Consider the following 16,944-nt stretch of genomic DNA (forward strand, 5'->3'; position numbering starts at 1 on the left):
TCTCCCCTGCCCCCTGCCTCCTGCCGACGCTCGCGGACTCGCTACCGCTGCGCTATCCTGCCTCCTGCCTCATGCCCCTTCCCTCAACCAATGGGGCGATTACCAGGATTGACTGCATGGATATATTCACTACCCGATCCCGGTCTTCCTCGTTTATAGTAAGCTTCTTCTGGTTTACCCCATCCTAGCTGCAAAATCATTTCCAAAAAACTTGAATTTTCCCACTTACATAAACTTGCCCATTCTGTTCTCTGAACAATTCTTTCTACATCAGATGTAAGAATTTGTTGGTATTGTTTACTATTATTGAAACTCAAATATAAATCCATCCCCATAGAGACTTCATACCAAAATTCTACAATGGAATTTTTAGCAGCTTTTAATATCTCTAAGTCACTAGCAAGAGCTATTAAATCAGTATTTACTTCAGGATAGTTTAAGTTTTTACCTTTAACTGTCACCTGCCGCCAGATAATACCTGAAACTTGATTTTCTTTTTGATAGTCGTGAATTGCAGCTTTGAAATCTTGATAAGCTGTGAATTGTTGCAGCCCATCAGTCCTGATAAACTGGTCAATTACAGGATTGCCAGAGACCGTTATCTCTAACTTTAGGCGTTTTCCGTTCAGGCAAGCTTGGCGTTCGGCTGCCAAAACTTGAATTAGCTCCTGGGTGGTGTAAACCTTTGACATCAGAATACACTCAATACGGGACTAGAGATTACTTTTCTAAATGGTTAACACAGATATTTCAATATTATGCTTTGGCATCAGCAGAAATGTAGTAACAGACAGCACGAAAAACTAGGGCAGACCAATTTGGTCTACCCCATAACTTATCTAGCTAACTCACTACTGAACTCATTAAAAGCTCGTCGCTTTAGCTGTGCTGTTTCAGTACGTGGTAATAAATCAAAGATTTTGCGAAATTGATCGTCTATTTCTTCAAAAGGTACTTGACCTTTTTTATCCAAAACTACCTCACCTGCTTTATTAAACACTACGACTTGAGGAACAGACCCAGAATAGTAATATCCTGGTTCTGTAGGGTCGTAGGTTTCTTTAGACGGGATAGTATCTACATTAATCGGCATAATCTCTGCTACCCGACCGTAAAATTCCTGTACCCGTGAGATAGAAATGGCATATCTTTTAGAATCGCTGCTGTCATCCAAATAAAAAGCCAAAAATATCGGTTTATGTTCCGCTAAAGTTTGTGCAAGTGTCTGCCTGGGAGGAACTAATGAACCGTTGCCAGCATAAACAACGAAGATGTTGCCATCATATAAATCATTATCGAGACCAGCATAAGCAGGTTGCGTACTTATAATGAAAAGACTTACAAGCAACAACAGGCATTTGGACAACCACCTTTGCCAGCTAGTAATTTGTTTATGTAAAAAAAGAAATTTTGTGCTATTCATCAAAAGGAACCTTGCAAGCTACTACTTGTCGTGAGTTTGTGCTGAATTCGGAAAACTGGGCTGGATATGTAATTACGCCCACACACTATTTTTTAAGATAACGTCTACTGAGATTATCTCTTGTAAGTGGATGATGGAGTTGAACGGAGTTCCGAGGTGGATGAACGGAGTTCTGAGGTGGATGAACGGAGTTCTGAGGTGGATGAACGGAGTTCCGAGGTGGATGAACGGAGTTCCGAGGTGGATGAACGGAGTTCTGAGGTGGATGAACGGAGTTCCGAGGTAGATGAACGGAGTTCCGAGGTAGATGAACGGAGTTCTGAGGTGGATGAACGGAGTTCTGAGGTGGATGAACGGAGTTCTGATGTGGATGAACAAGATTTTAACTCTCCCACAGAAAAAATATACTTCTCAACAAACACGAGGCAGAGGGTAGGCATAAGGGTAACAATAAGTGTTTCTTTCATTTATGACTGGCTGCAAGTGCAGCTAGTCAATGCTCTTATGAAAATAATCACTAGTTTTAAGCACAAGTAAGCAAAAATTAAGCCCAACTCCTTTACCTTTAACCCTCTTTGGAGACGCTACGCGAACGGGAAGCAAGCTACGTTCCTCAAGCCAACCTAAGCAGTTTAAGGGTTTTGGCGCTAACCCAAGCGTATTGAGCTATAAATGCTCAAAAAATACTCAAAGTGCTGTGTTAAATACAAAAAGACCAGCCTCCCACAGCTGGTCTATAAAATATTTTTTTGCGTTGTCTTCTCAAGAGAGTTAAAACCCAATTGCGCGTTCCCAAAATGCAACGGGCAACTTTTCTTAACAATATTGTAACAGTCAACACAGATTTTTCAGGAATATTCATCAAAAAAAGATATTAGCAAAGCTTAAAAGCCTCTATCTATTAGAAGAATTCAGTAGAACGCAGGGTATAGACTGACAAAACCAGAGGTAGAGGAAGCAGAAAAGAATTTACCAATAACCAATACAACTCTTGGAGAGGCTGCGCCCTAAGCGTAGCTATGCCGCAGGCTTTACGACTACACGGTAGTTGAGCGCAGTCGAAACTCAGTACAAGTGACTAGTGACTAATGACTATTTGTGGTTTTCCCCAAAGGATGCTTTCCTGCTTGTAAATCGCAATTCCCGGTTTTGCTCCTTTGGGTTTGTAAACGTGTTTTGGCTGAGTGTAAACTACTGGCACTTGCTCACTCTGACGCGCACGACTGTAGTATGCAGCAAGATTAGCGACAAATTGCAAATCAGCTTCTTCTGCCACAGCACCGGGTTCTAGACGTAGTAGCAGATGACTCCCTGGAATTTCTTGAGCGTGGAACCATAAGTCATAATCCCCAGCTACACGAAAGGTTAATTGGTCATTTTGGCGATTATTGCGGCCGATTAAGACTTCAAAGCCACTGGGGGTAAGGTAACGATGAAAGTTGGTGCTAGGAGGTTCATTTGCACTGCGACTGCGATATTCTGGATCTTCTAGATACTTTTGCCCAATCAACTCTTCACGGATTTCTTCTAAAGCTCGTAAATCTTCTGATGTTTTGTAAGTGTCTATTTGAGCGATCGCAGCTTCTACTTGTTCTAAATACTCAATTTCTGTCTGCACTTCCAACAGTAACGGTTCCACGGCAGCACGAGCGCGTTTCAGTTTTTGGTGCTGTTTGTAAAGACTTTGGGCATTTTGGACAGCATTTTTATCTGGCTGGAGAGCGATCGCTACTGGCAAGTTTGTATCAAAATCAGCAAGGATAATTTGTTTCATCCCTGGTTCCCAGTTTTGCAGGTGAGCCATCAATAAATCAGCTTTTTGCCGATACTCGTCGGCTTGATCTGATTGCTGCAAGCGCGTTTTAAAGGTTTGAGCCTTGTTGCGTAATTTCACCAGAATATTATTTAATTTCTGACTCAACTGATGGCGCAATTGAGAAAATAACTGTTGGTCAATTTGGTTACTGTAGTAATGGTTGAGCAACTCCTGGATATCTTTGACTTTTTCCACCACACCCCAACCCATTACGGTGTAACCATCTTTTGTCCAAGCGGGTTGAAATTTCTTAGAATCCAAAGCTTGCAGCCATTCTTGCCAACGCTCAAACAACCTTCGCCAGTCGTCGGGGTTGAGAGTATCAGTAGATGTTTCTGGTGTGATATTTGCTTCTAACAGCATTAACTCCAGCAATGCTGCACTCAAGCCACTATAACTTTTCAGTAATTGCCGCTTAATTGCTCCTGGTACTAAACTTACCCGTTCTTGCCAACGTTCTTGGGATTCGCTCAAACTGGGGACAGTTCCAGTCAGTTTTGGTGGTGTTTCATAAGGTTGTCCGGTTTGGATGGGACGGACACTAGATTGTTGCTGACTGACTTGATGAGCTGCGGTGATAATTATATTGCTAGCGTCGGTGAGAATAACGTTACTATATTTGCCCATAATTTCTGCATAGACATGATACAGGGCGCTTTCTCCGGGACGACGGGCAAATTGCAAATCGATAACACGTTCCCAAGGGGCGATCGCTTCAATACCCACCAATGCTAAACCACCCAATTGGTGTATTAATTGTTGGCTAAAAGTAAAGGTATCTGGCGATCGCGGTGGTGGCTCGCCAATACAAATATGTGCAGCTTGGGGATGCCAAGAAATCTGTAACCAATCACGCTGTTTCAGGGTGCGTAATGCTATGGCAATAGTATAGCGATCGCGCTGATAAACCTGTTCTGTCCGCGAGGGCAGCCAGTTAGCGCGTATTTCGCTACAAGTAGCTGTAAGGGTGGTGAAGTCAACTGGTTGCATAGCCGTTCGCGTTCAAAGGTCGATGCTCAGTATACTTCCATCATCTCTAATATTGATATTAATGTAGGGTAGATATCCCCCAATTGCTTCCCTAACAAATATAGAGACGCAAAATTTTGCGTCTCTCTACAGAATTTATCGTTATGTAAGATTGATTATTATCTGAAGTGGATTAAGTTGCTTGAAACACTATTTAGCAACCAATGCAGGTTCTTTTGCTGATGGTTCTAACAATTGAGTGTAAAGTTCACTCAACTGAGTTGCGACACCATGCCAACTGAATTTGCTTTCAGTACGCTTTCTGCCAGCTTTACCCAATTCGTCTCGCCACTCTGGATTAAAGAGAATTCGGTCAATAGCAGACGCAAAAGCACCTACATCTTGTGGTGGTGCTAATAAACCAGTTTGTTCATTAACTACAGTAAACTGAAGTCCACCGACATCACTAGCTACAACCGGCGTACCGCTTGCCATCGCTTCGATCGCTACGAGTCCAAAGGGTTCGTAGTGGCTAGGAACAACGCAGACATCGGCAGCTGCATAATAAGTTGGTAAAATATCTTGACTGAGACGACCAGCAAAGATGGTTAAGTCAGTGATTCCTAATTCGTGGACGATTTGCTCAATGCGATCGCGCTCAATGCCGTCGCTGTTACCTGGAGTACTACCACCACCAATAATTAGCTTGAGATTCTTCGAGTCGCGTAGTTGAGACTCGTTAACTGCACGCACTAGGGTTTCTATACCTTTGCGTTGGTCAAAACGCCCTACATATAATACAACTTTGGCATCTTTGGCAATTTCCAGTTCAGCCCTAGCTGCTTCTCGTCCAATGGAACCAAAGCGCTGAATATCTGTACCGCAGGGAATGATATCGATATTACCTTCAGTGGAAACTAGCGATCGCATGTGTTGCTGTTCTTGCGGACTTGTCGCCACAATTCGCTCTGCTGTTTCCAATACCTGTTTTTCTACTGCTAATCGCTGACTGGCAATCAGAGGAATATTTTCTATCGTGTTGTACTTGACTGCTCCTAATGAGTGGTAGGTGTGAACCTGTTTACTCCCTTGGATTTTCTTTAACTCCATCCCCACCCAACTAGAGAGCCAATAGTTAGTATGAACTAACTCGTATTTAATCTCATTTTTTATCTGAAATTTGAGGAAATTATCCACAAATTCTGGCAAATATTCAAAAATTTCATCTCGCGGCACAAACTCAAGGGGCCCAGCTTTTAAACGAATAGTTCGACAATTGTCCCCATGTTCAACAATCAAGTCTTGCTCCAGACTTACTTTGCGGGTAAACATATCAACTTGCCATCCCAGCTGCGCTAGTGCTTCACCCACTTGGCGCACATAAACATTTTGTCCCCCAGCTTCTTCTTTCCCTATTTCAATCGCCGGGTCTCCGTGGACGGAAATCAAGGCGATACGTTTTTCGGTGGTAGAGTTCATAGTTTGTGTGTTGCTGATTTTAACAAAGCTCTAGCCTGTTTCAAGTACGTGTGTAACACACTTACTTGAATTGTTGAGAAACTTTGATTAATATTTATTTTAATTTAATACACCTAATATTTTTTTACATCTTCTGTCAGAAGTATAATTTTAGGTTAAGTATTTATATTTAATTTCTTTAGATAGAGGAAAATTTATACCTCATATTTCATACTTTTGATAGATAAAAATTATAGTTTTTCACCTTTTTTTATGCTTATCTAAATTAATTAAATAAACACTTAACGTGAATTTGACAAATTGACAGCAAAAATTAGGAGTTAGAAGTTATATTCACCATGCAAAAAATCCCACCCACAAGGGAATAAGATTTTTGATTTTTTTGGTAAATGTAAGCAACTACCCGACTGAAAAATTGACCCCGAAGTCAAGTACAGTCTTAATTTTGGGGTGTAAAATTGACAAGTATTTATGGGTGTAGCTAAGTAGCTAACTGACAATACTATATGTTATTTTTACAATCTTAAAAGTGGGATTAACATTTGCTGACTATAGATAAACCTTTATTAATCCTCCTTGACATCTGATGCACAGGTGTAATTTGAAACTAGTAAAACGCTTACTTCTGACATTGAAGTTAAAAGCAGCTAGCACAGTTAACTCACCACGTTGAACTCAAGTTGTATTAAGTAGTTATAATAACTGTTAAATATTGATGCAAAATCGGGTACTTTATTGAATTTGCTTCGAAAAGTCTCAGATTATATTTTCAATCATTAATAAATTTCAGGAGCAAATCAGGTGTTTACTTCAACCTTACTCGCTGCTGCAACTACACCCCTGCAATGGAGTCCGACAGTTGGACTGATTATCATTATTGCTAATATCATTGCCATTGCTTTTGGGAAATCGACCATCAAATATCCCAATGCAGAACCAGCACTACCCTCATCTAATCTTTTTGGTGGTTTTGGTTTACCAGCCCTTTTAGCAACCACTGCCTTTGGTCATATCTTAGGAGTGGGCGCTGTTTTAGGGCTGCATAACCTGGGAAGAATTTAGGTTCTTGCCCAAGTTAGCCTTTATTTGATGATTCTTTTGTCTCCAGCATTGAGCCAGAGAGTGTTAATTCTCTGGCTCTTTTTTATAGATAAATTGTCTAATATTCGCTGGATTGCTCTTAAATTCTAATCTGTACTAACTCTTAACGAATGTCCACTCAAGTACCTTGATGGGGGCCTCTTGTAGCGCTTGAGTTAGTTGGGCACTGCTCTCAAATTTCACCTGGGAGAGGTCGCAGGCTTCGACGTTAACCGTGAATTTATCCTCTTGGAAGGGCCAGGGTTTGACAACAACCAAGTTATCACTGCGCTGCATGATGTCATAGCGCTCACCTTCAGGGCCCTTGCTAATTTCTAAAAACCGCTCATCATCAGGTAGTTCTTGCTGACATAAGATGAGAGAAAGGCGATCGCACCACTGCATAAACGCATAAGCTGCATCAACTTCCTCCTTTTTTATCCCCAGTTCCTTCCGCCAACGTTGCTGGTTTTGAAGTTGCTCATCCAAAAGTTTGTCTAGTTTGGAACGCTTACCCCGTCTTCCCTCATTTAGACGGCTGATGTGCATGGAAATTAATAAAGCTACCCATCGTCCACGGTAAAGGGCATTTTTTGCCAAATCAGCCAATTTCTGTACCTCAGCATCTACATCGGCATTTGAGGACAGCATGAAGTCCTTTGGCGCACCGGCTTCAGTCAGAATATCTTCTTCCCACTCTTTCTCTAAATCATCGTGATGAGAAATTGCAGCGATGGTTTCATATAATCTTACTGGCGCATCTTTACGTCGCCATTGCCCCGCCAGTTGAGCTGCTAATAAGGCATGGGCACGATGGTAAATGACTTCCCAACCATTTGGCGTAGCGTTGACAATCACAAATTAATCTCCTGATTCTTAGTTTTGATTTTGAGTTGAATGTGAATTCAGAAACGTCGGGCTAGATATTGAAGAGGCGATAGTCCTAACCCATTTTAATTTGAGTGCAATATAGTCCATCCTCTGTAACGCAGAGATATATAACTATACTGCCAACTTCTCTAAGAAGTTGGCAGTATAGTTATTCACCAACCTTCGGTCGAGGAAACAGGGAACAGTGAAGATTTTTGGTTAGATGCGGACACATCCGCATCAGAACTCTTAAATCCCTAAAAATCTCCCTTTTTAATGGGCAAAACCCTCTCAAAGTCCTCCTTAAAAAGGAGGATTTAGGAGGATCTACTACATTTTGGTTTTCTAGAGAGATTGTGTGTTGTACCCTGTAGATTAAAAAAGGGAAGCGTTAGGGGGGATCAATAAGTACCCAAAACCACAGCCAAATCCTTTTCAACAAACTTCTAAGAGTGGCTTTCTAGGGGATTAGCAATGTATTTGAATGTTGGCTCAGAATTCCAAGGGCCACGCTCATCTTTACCATTACCGTTTGTAGATAAGTTGTAGTAAAGAGCAACAGTTTCATCTGGCTTAATATTACCAAAGAATGGATCTGTTAACTTACCCAGCGAATCTAAAGCTTTCATAAACATCTGGGTATGAGAAATTTCTCGTGTTAACAGATGGACTAAAGTTTCTTGGGTTCCTTTGTCAGTTGCCAACTTGATTAACTCTTCATAAGTCTGACGAGCGCCGGCTTCTGCTGCAACGTTAGCCCTTAAATCACGGACTACATCTCCACCTTCATTCAAGTAACTTGCAGTCCAAGCATTACCCTGACTATCCAGAAAATGAGGCCCAATCCCGCGAACTGCAAAGAGAGTACTCTTATAAGCCTCTGTTTGATCCACATTTTTGGTATGAGCTTCAATGAGTTTACCAACCATTTCTAAATGGCTGAATTCCTCGATTGCAATGTCTTGGAGCATATCTTTAATTCCAGCATTTTCAACATGGAATGATTGCACCCAATATTGTAAAGCTGCGCTAAGTTCTCCGGTAGCTCCGCCAAACTGTTCTAAAAGTAATTGAGCAAAACGAGGGTTTGGTTCACTAACGTTAACTGCATGAATAGGCTCTTTTTTGTGAAAAAACATAGATTTACACTTCCAAAAATTATGATGTTACAGAAGGGATTGAATGGTCTTTTAGGATTGTTCCACAGAGAGCTAATTTGATGTTTGATGGCTTCTCAACCTGGGAAACTATAAGACCAATAAAATACACTGGTCATGTCAGTGTTGATAACTGCCAATCAGCGATTAGGCATTGCTGCTTCTTCTGATTAATCCCCATAGATAAATAGCAACAATTGCGCCAAGCACAGCCACCAAAATACCAGGAAGAGTTAAACCAGCGCCAGCCGCAGTAATTTGCAGAGTTCCTGTTCGCAATAGAGTAAACAGACTTCCACCGACGAAAGCACCAATGATACCTAAAATCATTGTGGAGAGAATTCCACCACCTTGATAGCCAGGATAAATAGCTTTAGCAATCGCACCTGCCAAAAGTCCTAAAACTACCCAAGCAATAATACTCATAACTGCCTCAACAATCTCACTTGTATCTAAGTTATCAACTCTGATTCAGAATTCTTTCTACCAGATGGGATAAATGCTAAATCCAAAAGTTAGACAAAAGAGTTTACATATAAATTAGATGGAAATTGCCATTTGACGTTTATAGCATGAAAATGCTCAAGGATTTTTTGGCAGCCAAATAAATAAAAAATTATTAAATCTCTAATATTTTTCTATTAAGCTTTACTAGTTAAATAACGAGGTTTCTGAAAATAACATATTTTTCGATTTATTAGAAAAATCGGCAATCTAAATTTTGATATATCTATCTGAAGATATAATTGCATAATCTAACTTTTTAGAGATGTATGAAAAGTTTCTGTCTATCAAGTTGGAAAGTTAATATTTAATAAATTTGATTTTGTACATTTTTATTTAAAAATTAAATGTGATGGTGAAAAATTAGATCCCCAATTTCTTTAATAAATCGGGGATCTAAAGGCTGCAAAATTTCACCAATGATTTGCGGCTGTTTTAAATAGCACGAGAGAATTTTGTCTCTCGCATTTTTGTGTGTGTATCAAATATAACAGCAATATTTCTGACTAGTAATCGACCTATGTCTGTAATCTGGATCTGATTTTTTGATAAACTGACTAGACCATCAGCTTCTAGTGGTTTTAATGCCTCTAACTCCTCAGAAAAATATTCATCAAAGTTGATTTGATATTTGTTTTCAATATTTTCCTTGTGTAACTGAAAGTGAGACATAATACCCATGATTACATCCCTTCTGATAATATCATTTTGACTAAGCTTGACACCTTTGCTAACAGGTAAATGACCCGATGCAATTGTCTGATAGTAATCTTTTAATTCCTTGTGATTTTGAGCATAAGCATCTTCTAGCATACTGATAGATGTGGAACCAAAGCCAAATAATTCTGTCTCCGCATGGGTAGTGTAGCCCTGAAAATTACGCTTGAGAGTGCCATTGCGTTGAGCGATCGCTAGTTCGTCATTAGTTTTCGCAAAGTGATCCATCCCAATAAATAAATATTGGTTACTCGTCAATTCTTCAATAGTCATTTTCAGAATATCTAACTTTTCCTCGGCTGGTGGTAGCGCTTCTTGAGGAATATTTTTTTGCGTCGGTTTGAGCCAGGGAACATAGGCAAAGTTAAAGACAACTATTCGGTCAGGATCTAATTCAATTGTCTTTTTCAGTGTTTCTTGAAATGTCTCACGGGTCTGATAGGGTAAACCATAAATTAGGTCAACATTCACACTCTCAAACTTAGCTTCTTTAACCCAGCTCATGACATCAAAGAGCATTTCTTCTGGCTGAACACGATTTACAGCTACTTGAACTTTGCTATTAAAATCCTGAATGCCGAAACTAATGCGGTTAAACCCAATTTCTCTGAGAAAGAAAATGTAGTTTTTATCAATATAGCGGGGATTAATCTCAATTGAGATTTCTGCTTGTGGATCGATGTTGAAATAGCGATTGATGTTTTTCCATAAAAATTCTACTTGGTGATGATCCAAGTAATTAGGAGTACCGCCTCCCCAATGGATTTGCAGCACTTTCCTGTCTGGATCGATTAAAGCTGCGGTGTTTTTAATGTCTTGAACCAAAGACTCCACATAAGGTTTAGCAATATTCTTGTTGTTGGAAATTACTGTGTTACAGCCGCAGAAGTAGCAAGCGCTTTGGCAAAACGGGATGTGGAAATATAAACTCATAGGAGTTTGGCGTTGATTTGATGCTGCGATCGCGGCCTTAAAATCAGTTTCGGTGAATGTTTCGCTTAACTCTGTAGCGGGCGGGTAACTGGTATATCTAGGTGCGCGAGTGTCGTACTTTTGAATCAGATCCAGATCGAACTTGACACCAGGTAATAAAAAAACCATTGAGTTGCTTTCCAATGAATGTGTGAAGCGAAGGGGAATAGGGAGTGGGGAGCAGGGGAGTAAGAACTATTGACAAATGACCAATGACAAACTTAATTAGCCGCACCTATTTCAGTGCTACCTGAATTCTGTGAACGAGTTAGACTATTAAACAGGACTTGGCCGAGTGCTTTAATTAGACTTCCCTCTAACTCTTGAGCCATCTGCAAATTAAACCCAAAGGCATTATTAGCTTCTGCAACAATCCGTTCTGCTGCTGCATCATCAATAGGTAGCGCGTTTAATACCTGACGATACTTATCCTTAAATGCCTTTTTATCAGGAATTTGCTCAAAATTGTAAAAGGACGTGCCTTCATAGCCAGAAAGCTTCAGGGCTGACTGAGCAACTTTTTGTAGCATTTGACCCCCAGAAAGATCGCCCATGTAGCGAGTGTAGGCATGACCTAGCAATAAAGTCGGTTCACTAGCAGAAATTTCCCGAATGCGGTCAATATACTTTTGAGCAGTAGGTGAGGGTGTAATTTGCTCTCGCCAATTATCCCCATAATAGAACACCATGTCTTTTTCGAGCGAGGATTGGCGATTAAGTTCAGGAAAGTAAACCGCACTAATTACAGGATGCTTTACATGGCTATCTAACGCTGCTTCTAATTCGCTGTAGACGTAATACAAGTTACTTAAGAACTTGGCAAAGCAGTCTCTATCCACCACTCCTTGTAGAAAACATTTCATGAATCCCACATTTTCTGCTGATGTGTGGGCTTGTTGAGTTCCAGAACGCAGTTTGATGGCGAGATTGCTACTCATTGTTGCTTCCTTCATTTTCAAGCGCAAGGTTTCTGGACAGCCGCCGACTTAGGGTGCCTGCCAATTCCACCTAAAAGATTGTTATTCTAGGTTTAGAGAGGATCTGCATCAGTCTATCCAGCAAGTACCACTGCCGATGTAAATCCAGGTATTTTTATTTCTCCTAAGATTATTTAACTATTAATTCATATATAACTATGAAAGATATAAGTATTTATTTATGTTTTTCTGATACTCATGTTCAGACACATTTCAGTTGAATGGTAACAAAACTGATTTTGCAATAGGCATTTTAACTCTACTGAAACGATGAACGATAAGTTTATTTCTCACAATTTACTTTCAATAATTTAACTGATGTCCTCAATAGGCTATTTATGTATACCTATCGGAGAAAATTGGCTACTGGTGCTATATTTTGGTGTATCGCCACATGGAAAAACATCCAGAACACCAAATTTATCCCCAAGTAGTCGTGCGAAATTATTGATGTCACTGTAAGCAAAATGTAATTTTGATACTGTATTTGCCAATTTAGAAACCCAATGGCAATAGGATCAACGTGCCAATTTTACTCAATAGCCTAATCACTTAAGATTTGTAACTATACTGCATAAATTTGTAAAGTGCATCAGTTATCTATATTTAGTAAGCAAATTACTAAGCACATTTTTATACTTTATTCCCAAGTAAAAATGCAATTACGATCGAAAAATCATCTACGAAGGCGGGGTGCGACTCTGACGGCTCAAGGCTCAAGGAAACTCAATCAGGCAAAAGCTCAGTTAGAAATTGAGCAAAACTTTAAGCGATACACTCTCGAAGACCTAAGTGAGAAAACAGGTTTAACCCCAAATACCTTAAGTAAGGTTTTTAATGGCTCAGTAGGAGTCGATAAACGAACCTTGGAGTGCTGTTTTAATGCCTTTAATATGACCTTGTTAAAGGACGATTATTTTTATCTGGAACCTCATCAAGACAGTCTTGCCGAGATTGGCTTAATGTCCGGGGCTGAAGCCTGCGATCGCATCGAACCAGTATGCAATTCTTGCAGTAATGTAGGGCAAACCCACAAAATGGAACGATTCCCGAAGGGACGGCAGAGCCGAACGCCAGACAATCTATACTCTCGTCTTTTAACTACACCAGGAGGGCAGATGCCCCTGGATTCAGTCTTCTACATTGACCGTCCTATTCTCGAATCCCTCTGTTACGAAGCCATCCAGCAACCCGGTGCGTTGATCAACATCCGCGCCCCCAAGCAAATGGGCAAAACCTCCCTAATGACTCGCATCCTGGCTTACGCTAACTCCCAGGGTCATCGCGCCGTTTCTGTGAACTTGCAACTTGCTAACAACGAGATTTTACAGAACCTAGAACGCTTCTTAAAATGGTTCTGTGCCAGAGTCAGTAAGCAGTTAGACTTGCCAAATGAAATTGCTAGTTTTTGGCATAACTCCTTGGGCAGTAAATCAAATACCACTGATTATTTCCAGGATGTAATCTTACCCAACCTTGATCGCGGAGTCTATTCAATAGAGAATCGCCCCCTAGTCATTGCGATCAATGAACTCAACCAGCTTTTTGCCTACCCCGACGTTGCTCGTGAATTTCTTTTACTTTTACGAACATGGTCTGAGCAAGGCAAAGAAGCCGATGCAGACATTAATCCTTGGCACAAGCTGCGATTGGTGACGGTTCATTCTACTGAAATTCTGATGCCTCCCTCCATCGATCCCTCTCTCTTAAATACTGGGCTAGTTATTGAGTTACCTGAGTTTACCCCTGCTCAGGTGCAGGATCTAGCATATAGGTGCGAACAGGATATAAACTCGCCACAAACCCAGCGCCTGATCGCTCTATTAGGGGGACATCCCTATCGGTTGCAGTTAGCATTTTATTACCTACAGCAGCAGACAATAACCCTAGAAGAACTCTTAGAAAATTCTGCGATCGCTACCGCTATCTATGCAGACCACCTAGAACAACAATGGTGGAACCTGCAACGCTATCCCGATTTATTGCCATCGTTTATAGAAATCGTCAGACAGTCAAGTCCTGTCGATTGTGAGACTGTGCAAGGCTCCCAATTGCACAAAATGGGGTTAGTGCATCTGCATGATCTCAAAGCAAGTCTAGCCTGTGAGTTATTTCGTCCGTTTTTCTGCGATCGCCTGCTGCAAATCAACAGTTAGAGGTGCTAAGAACAGGCACACAAATTTTTAGTGGGACGTTGAAGGAAAATTTAACTTAATCTTATCCTTTTGTTGATTTATTCTTAGTTGTACAAATACTTTTAATTCAATATAGTCTATTTAATAAATTATAAAATATTTTATAAAATTCTTTTTAATCGTTTAAAAGCCTTGCTGTTGATAGCTTTGGTAATTTTAATCAGGTTTCATTATACTTGACAATATCCATACCAGACTCTTAAGAATTCTATGTGATATTGTCAAAGTAGATTTAAATATTTCAGCCTGACTGTTTGGTATCGTACTCACGAAAACAGGATAAACTCTATGTATCGATTCCAAATCAGTGCATACACGCAAGCAGGTGAATCCATCGGTCTGGTCGGTTCTACTCCAAAGTTGGGACTGTGGGAAATTAAAAAATGTATCCACCTACGTACAAGTGGCGATCGCTATCCTCTATGGTGGACAGATATTGAAATTCAAGAGTTAGGCGGTCAACAGAGAGTTGAATATAAGTACGTCCGCCTTGATGCCAACGGCAATGCTCAATGGGAGAGCTTACTAGATACAAACCGATGGATACCGATTGATTCTAAGGATCATTCCAGCACAATTGTTGTGGATGATGGTGCATTCGGTTATTTACAGCCTTACCCCTTTGGATACATTGAGAAATCAACTGTCAAGATGCCCGTGGAAGAAAGGGCTGAAAGACTCAAAATTGTGGTCATTGGCAGTTCCGTCGCATTAGGTCATAAAGCCTGGTTTTTGAAAGGTTGGGTCTGGTTGTTAGCACAGGCTTTAGAGCAAAAATATGGGCATCAACTAGTAAATGTATCGGAAGTGGGGGCGAATGTCAGCAGAACGATCGCTCGATTTCCCTGGTTTGTCACCCCAGAACAACCAGATATCGTGATTATTGCTCTTTCTCTGGGCAACGAAGGGTTAGCCTACTGTCCCCCTTACGAACGGCGAGCAGTACAGCGACGATTTGAAAGTGGCTTGCAGCAGTTGGTGAAAATGACGCGGCACATCGGAGCAATTCCGATTCTGGGAGGAGTCTATCCTAATGGCGACTATTCTCAGGAACATTACTGGCTGCTCCAAGACACACACAACAGAATGCTAAGTTGGGATGTAGCTGTACTAGATTGGTTGGCAGCCGTGGATGATGGACAAGGACGATGGAAAGCGGGGACATCCTTCGATCCGGCTCACCCGAACACGGTCGGTCATAGCCTCATGTATGAGCAGATCGACCAGCACCTATTCGACATCGACAAAGACGAATTGGCAAAAGAAAAACAACGCTTCCAGCAACCGAATGAATTTGCCATCTACTTTGACAATGCTGGCTTTCATGTCTCTGTCTGTATCGAAGAGAAGCGTTTACGAATCGTTAATCCATCACAATACAGTTACACGATCGCTCCCTATTGGCAAGAATTGCAAACTGCATTACAAAGTAGGGCAGGATTGATACCAGGTATTTACATTGCAAAGTCTGTCAAGCCAGGGACGCTCCCCTTCTTTGCTGTGCAAGAAGATGGTGCGATCGCCACCACAGTAAATATACCCTCTGGCGCAGACTTAGAATATAGCGCTGCCTTCAATCTTTTTTCGCCAAACAACTCACAGGTTTTTTTCTATGACGGGCATCTGGGGATTTTGCAAGCAGACGAACGCCACCTCTGGATAATCAACGAATCAGATAGCGAATACAACATCCAGCCGATGTGGACAGAGGTTTGCAACGCACTTAAAGCCATGCCATCGGGTGTTTATGAAGATCCGCTTTATCCCGACATTCCCTTTCGTACCATGATGATTGGCAAAGATGGGCTTGAAAGCCGGGTGAAAGCACCACCTAAGTCTGCGGTGTTTTTCCAATACAAATGTGAGTTATCGGATATCAGCCGTGTGGCTATTCTTCCCCTTGGCGATCGCTGTGCCGTCCGTATGATGCTATATAAGATGGAGTACGATGGCCCGGCCTTTCCGTTCGATCTAACGCGCGCGACTAATATTGCAGATGTTGCAGATGCGATCGAAAACGGTTTTTATGATATGTGGAATCCTGCCTTCCTTCACTATAGCCCGGATGCAGGGAGGATTTACCATAGTAAGTGGTCGGGTCTATCCTTTGCCCATGAAGTCGAAGAGACAGACGATCCAAGCAACGATATGTCTCCCATCCATGAACGGATGCGGGTTCGATACACAGCACGTTCTGAAAGGTTTTGGTACGCACTGCGGCACTGCGATAAAGTGCTTTTTGTTCGTACAGGAATTAGCGATCGCGGTGGTGTAATAGATTTAGTCAACAAGCTAGAAAAACAATGTCAGGGGAAGCCATTTCATCTCTTGCTTCTTTCTCCTCAAAGCGATGATGAGTTTTTAGACCTTCCCAATGTGCTGCACTACAATGTCGAGTTTAATCCCGATCGGATGTATGACGATTTGGGGCATTGGATGTACTGCACAGAAGTCATGCGAGGAATTCTGGAATCCCTTGAGGTATCTAGTAAAAACCTCTTTTGGTGTCCACCTAAAATACCGAAGGGGTGGGAAATTAGGTAGGGGCGTTCGCATTTGTTACTTTGGCGATCGCATTTGTTAATTCGGCGATCGCATTTGTTGATTCGGCGATCGCATTTGTTGATTCGGCGTTCGCATTTGTTGATTCGGCGTTCGCATTTGTTGATTCGGCGTTCGCATTTGTTGATTCGGCGATCGCATTTGTTGATTCTGAGTTCTTTTTAGATGATAAATAGATAATATATAATAATAACAAGTAAATATATCTTATAAACAACATCAG

13 protein-coding genes and 1 pseudogene are annotated in these 16,944 nt (G+C 41.2%); 4 read left to right on the top strand and 10 right to left on the bottom strand.

What is annotated here, in order from left to right; genetic code table 11:
• Nucleotides 1-83 precede the first annotated feature (83 nt).
• Complete coding sequence (locus G1O98_RS20030) at nt 84-692, bottom strand: hypothetical protein (protein ID WP_163930933.1); 609 nt, start codon at nt 690-692, stop codon at nt 84-86.
• Nucleotides 693-835: 143 nt separating this feature from the next.
• Nucleotides 836-1,423 (bottom strand): thylakoid membrane photosystem I accumulation factor, encoded by a 588-nt coding sequence (locus G1O98_RS20035; RefSeq protein ID WP_163930935.1) that lies wholly within the window; start codon nt 1,421-1,423, stop codon nt 836-838.
• A gap of 126 nt (nt 1,424-1,549) precedes the next feature.
• Between G1O98_RS20035 and G1O98_RS20040 the strand changes: the two genes are divergently transcribed.
• On the top strand, nt 1,550-1,960 hold the full coding sequence (locus tag G1O98_RS20040; RefSeq protein WP_163930937.1) for a hypothetical protein: 411 nt from the start codon (nt 1,550-1,552) through the stop codon (nt 1,958-1,960).
• Nucleotides 1,961-2,501: 541 nt separating this feature from the next.
• On the opposite strand, the gene G1O98_RS20045 is transcribed toward G1O98_RS20040, so the two are convergent.
• Entirely contained in the window at nt 2,502-4,229 is a 1,728-nt protein-coding gene (locus G1O98_RS20045; protein ID WP_163930940.1) for an NFACT family protein, read from the bottom strand.
• A gap of 189 nt (nt 4,230-4,418) precedes the next feature.
• Nucleotides 4,419-5,687: a glycosyltransferase family 1 protein gene (locus G1O98_RS20050; RefSeq protein WP_163930942.1), complete on the bottom strand. Its 1,269-nt coding sequence runs from the start codon at nt 5,685-5,687 to the stop codon at nt 4,419-4,421.
• Between the two features lie 801 nt (nt 5,688-6,488).
• Between G1O98_RS20050 and psaK the strand changes: the two genes are divergently transcribed.
• Nucleotides 6,489-6,749 carry a photosystem I reaction center subunit PsaK gene (psaK, locus tag G1O98_RS20055; RefSeq protein ID WP_012410900.1) on the top strand — a complete coding sequence of 87 codons (261 nt, stop codon included), beginning with the start codon at nt 6,489-6,491 and terminating at the stop codon, nt 6,747-6,749.
• Nucleotides 6,750-6,884: 135 nt separating this feature from the next.
• Here psaK and G1O98_RS20060 read toward each other — a convergent pair whose 3' ends face one another.
• From G1O98_RS20060 to G1O98_RS20080, 5 genes are all read right to left on the bottom strand, one after another.
• Complete coding sequence (locus G1O98_RS20060) at nt 6,885-7,625, bottom strand: DUF3891 family protein (RefSeq protein ID WP_163930944.1); 741 nt, start codon at nt 7,623-7,625, stop codon at nt 6,885-6,887.
• 458 nt (nt 7,626-8,083) lie between these two features.
• Nucleotides 8,084-8,776, bottom strand: coding sequence for a manganese catalase family protein (locus G1O98_RS20065; RefSeq protein ID WP_163930946.1), 693 nt, complete (start codon nt 8,774-8,776; stop codon nt 8,084-8,086).
• 165 nt (nt 8,777-8,941) lie between these two features.
• The gene (locus G1O98_RS20070; protein WP_114083921.1) at nt 8,942-9,220 is read right to left on the bottom strand and encodes a GlsB/YeaQ/YmgE family stress response membrane protein; all 279 of its coding nucleotides are present in this window, start codon (nt 9,218-9,220) and stop codon (nt 8,942-8,944) included.
• A gap of 513 nt (nt 9,221-9,733) precedes the next feature.
• On the bottom strand, nt 9,734-11,116 hold the full coding sequence (gene hemN, locus G1O98_RS20075) for an oxygen-independent coproporphyrinogen III oxidase (protein ID WP_163930948.1): 1,383 nt from the start codon (nt 11,114-11,116) through the stop codon (nt 9,734-9,736).
• A 92-nt stretch (nt 11,117-11,208) separates the two neighbouring features.
• Nucleotides 11,209-11,925: a heme oxygenase (biliverdin-producing) gene (locus G1O98_RS20080; RefSeq protein ID WP_163930950.1), complete on the bottom strand. Its 717-nt coding sequence runs from the start codon at nt 11,923-11,925 to the stop codon at nt 11,209-11,211.
• A gap of 695 nt (nt 11,926-12,620) precedes the next feature.
• Here G1O98_RS20080 and G1O98_RS20085 point away from each other — a divergent pair.
• Both G1O98_RS20085 and G1O98_RS20090 read left to right on the top strand, forming a co-directional pair.
• Nucleotides 12,621-14,120 (top strand): AAA-like domain-containing protein, encoded by a 1,500-nt coding sequence (locus G1O98_RS20085; RefSeq protein ID WP_163930952.1) that lies wholly within the window; start codon nt 12,621-12,623, stop codon nt 14,118-14,120.
• Between the two features lie 327 nt (nt 14,121-14,447).
• Entirely contained in the window at nt 14,448-16,703 is a 2,256-nt protein-coding gene (locus G1O98_RS20090; protein ID WP_163930955.1) for a DUF1796 family putative cysteine peptidase, read from the top strand.
• Here G1O98_RS20090 and G1O98_RS20095 read toward each other — a convergent pair.
• Nucleotides 16,696-16,944: pseudogene (locus G1O98_RS20095) on the bottom strand (hypothetical protein); the annotation flags it as partial. The gene G1O98_RS20090 and the pseudogene G1O98_RS20095 sit on opposite strands and share 8 nt — an antisense overlap.

The organism is Nostoc sp. UIC 10630 (genome assembly GCF_010747425.1).
Classification (GTDB): domain Bacteria; phylum Cyanobacteriota; class Cyanobacteriia; order Cyanobacteriales; family Nostocaceae; genus Nostoc.

Excerpts from the sequence above, each read along its gene's own strand:
- G1O98_RS20045 (WP_163930940.1), bottom strand. The coding sequence starts at position 4,229 with ATGCAACCAGTTGACTTCACCACCCTTACAGCTACTTGTAGCGAAATA.
- G1O98_RS20080 (WP_163930950.1), bottom strand. The coding sequence starts at position 11,925 with ATGAGTAGCAATCTCGCCATCAAACTGCGTTCTGGAACTCAACAAGCC.
- G1O98_RS20090 (WP_163930955.1), top strand. The coding sequence starts at position 14,448 with ATGTATCGATTCCAAATCAGTGCATACACGCAAGCAGGTGAATCCATC.
- hemN (WP_163930948.1), bottom strand. The coding sequence starts at position 11,116 with ATGGTTTTTTTATTACCTGGTGTCAAGTTCGATCTGGATCTGATTCAA.
- G1O98_RS20065 (WP_163930946.1), bottom strand. The coding sequence starts at position 8,776 with ATGTTTTTTCACAAAAAAGAGCCTATTCATGCAGTTAACGTTAGTGAA.
- G1O98_RS20085 (WP_163930952.1), top strand. The coding sequence starts at position 12,621 with ATGCAATTACGATCGAAAAATCATCTACGAAGGCGGGGTGCGACTCTG.
- G1O98_RS20035 (WP_163930935.1), bottom strand. The coding sequence starts at position 1,423 with ATGAATAGCACAAAATTTCTTTTTTTACATAAACAAATTACTAGCTGG.
- G1O98_RS20070 (WP_114083921.1), bottom strand. The coding sequence starts at position 9,220 with ATGAGTATTATTGCTTGGGTAGTTTTAGGACTTTTGGCAGGTGCGATT.
- G1O98_RS20030 (WP_163930933.1), bottom strand. The coding sequence starts at position 692 with ATGTCAAAGGTTTACACCACCCAGGAGCTAATTCAAGTTTTGGCAGCC.
- G1O98_RS20050 (WP_163930942.1), bottom strand. The coding sequence starts at position 5,687 with ATGAACTCTACCACCGAAAAACGTATCGCCTTGATTTCCGTCCACGGA.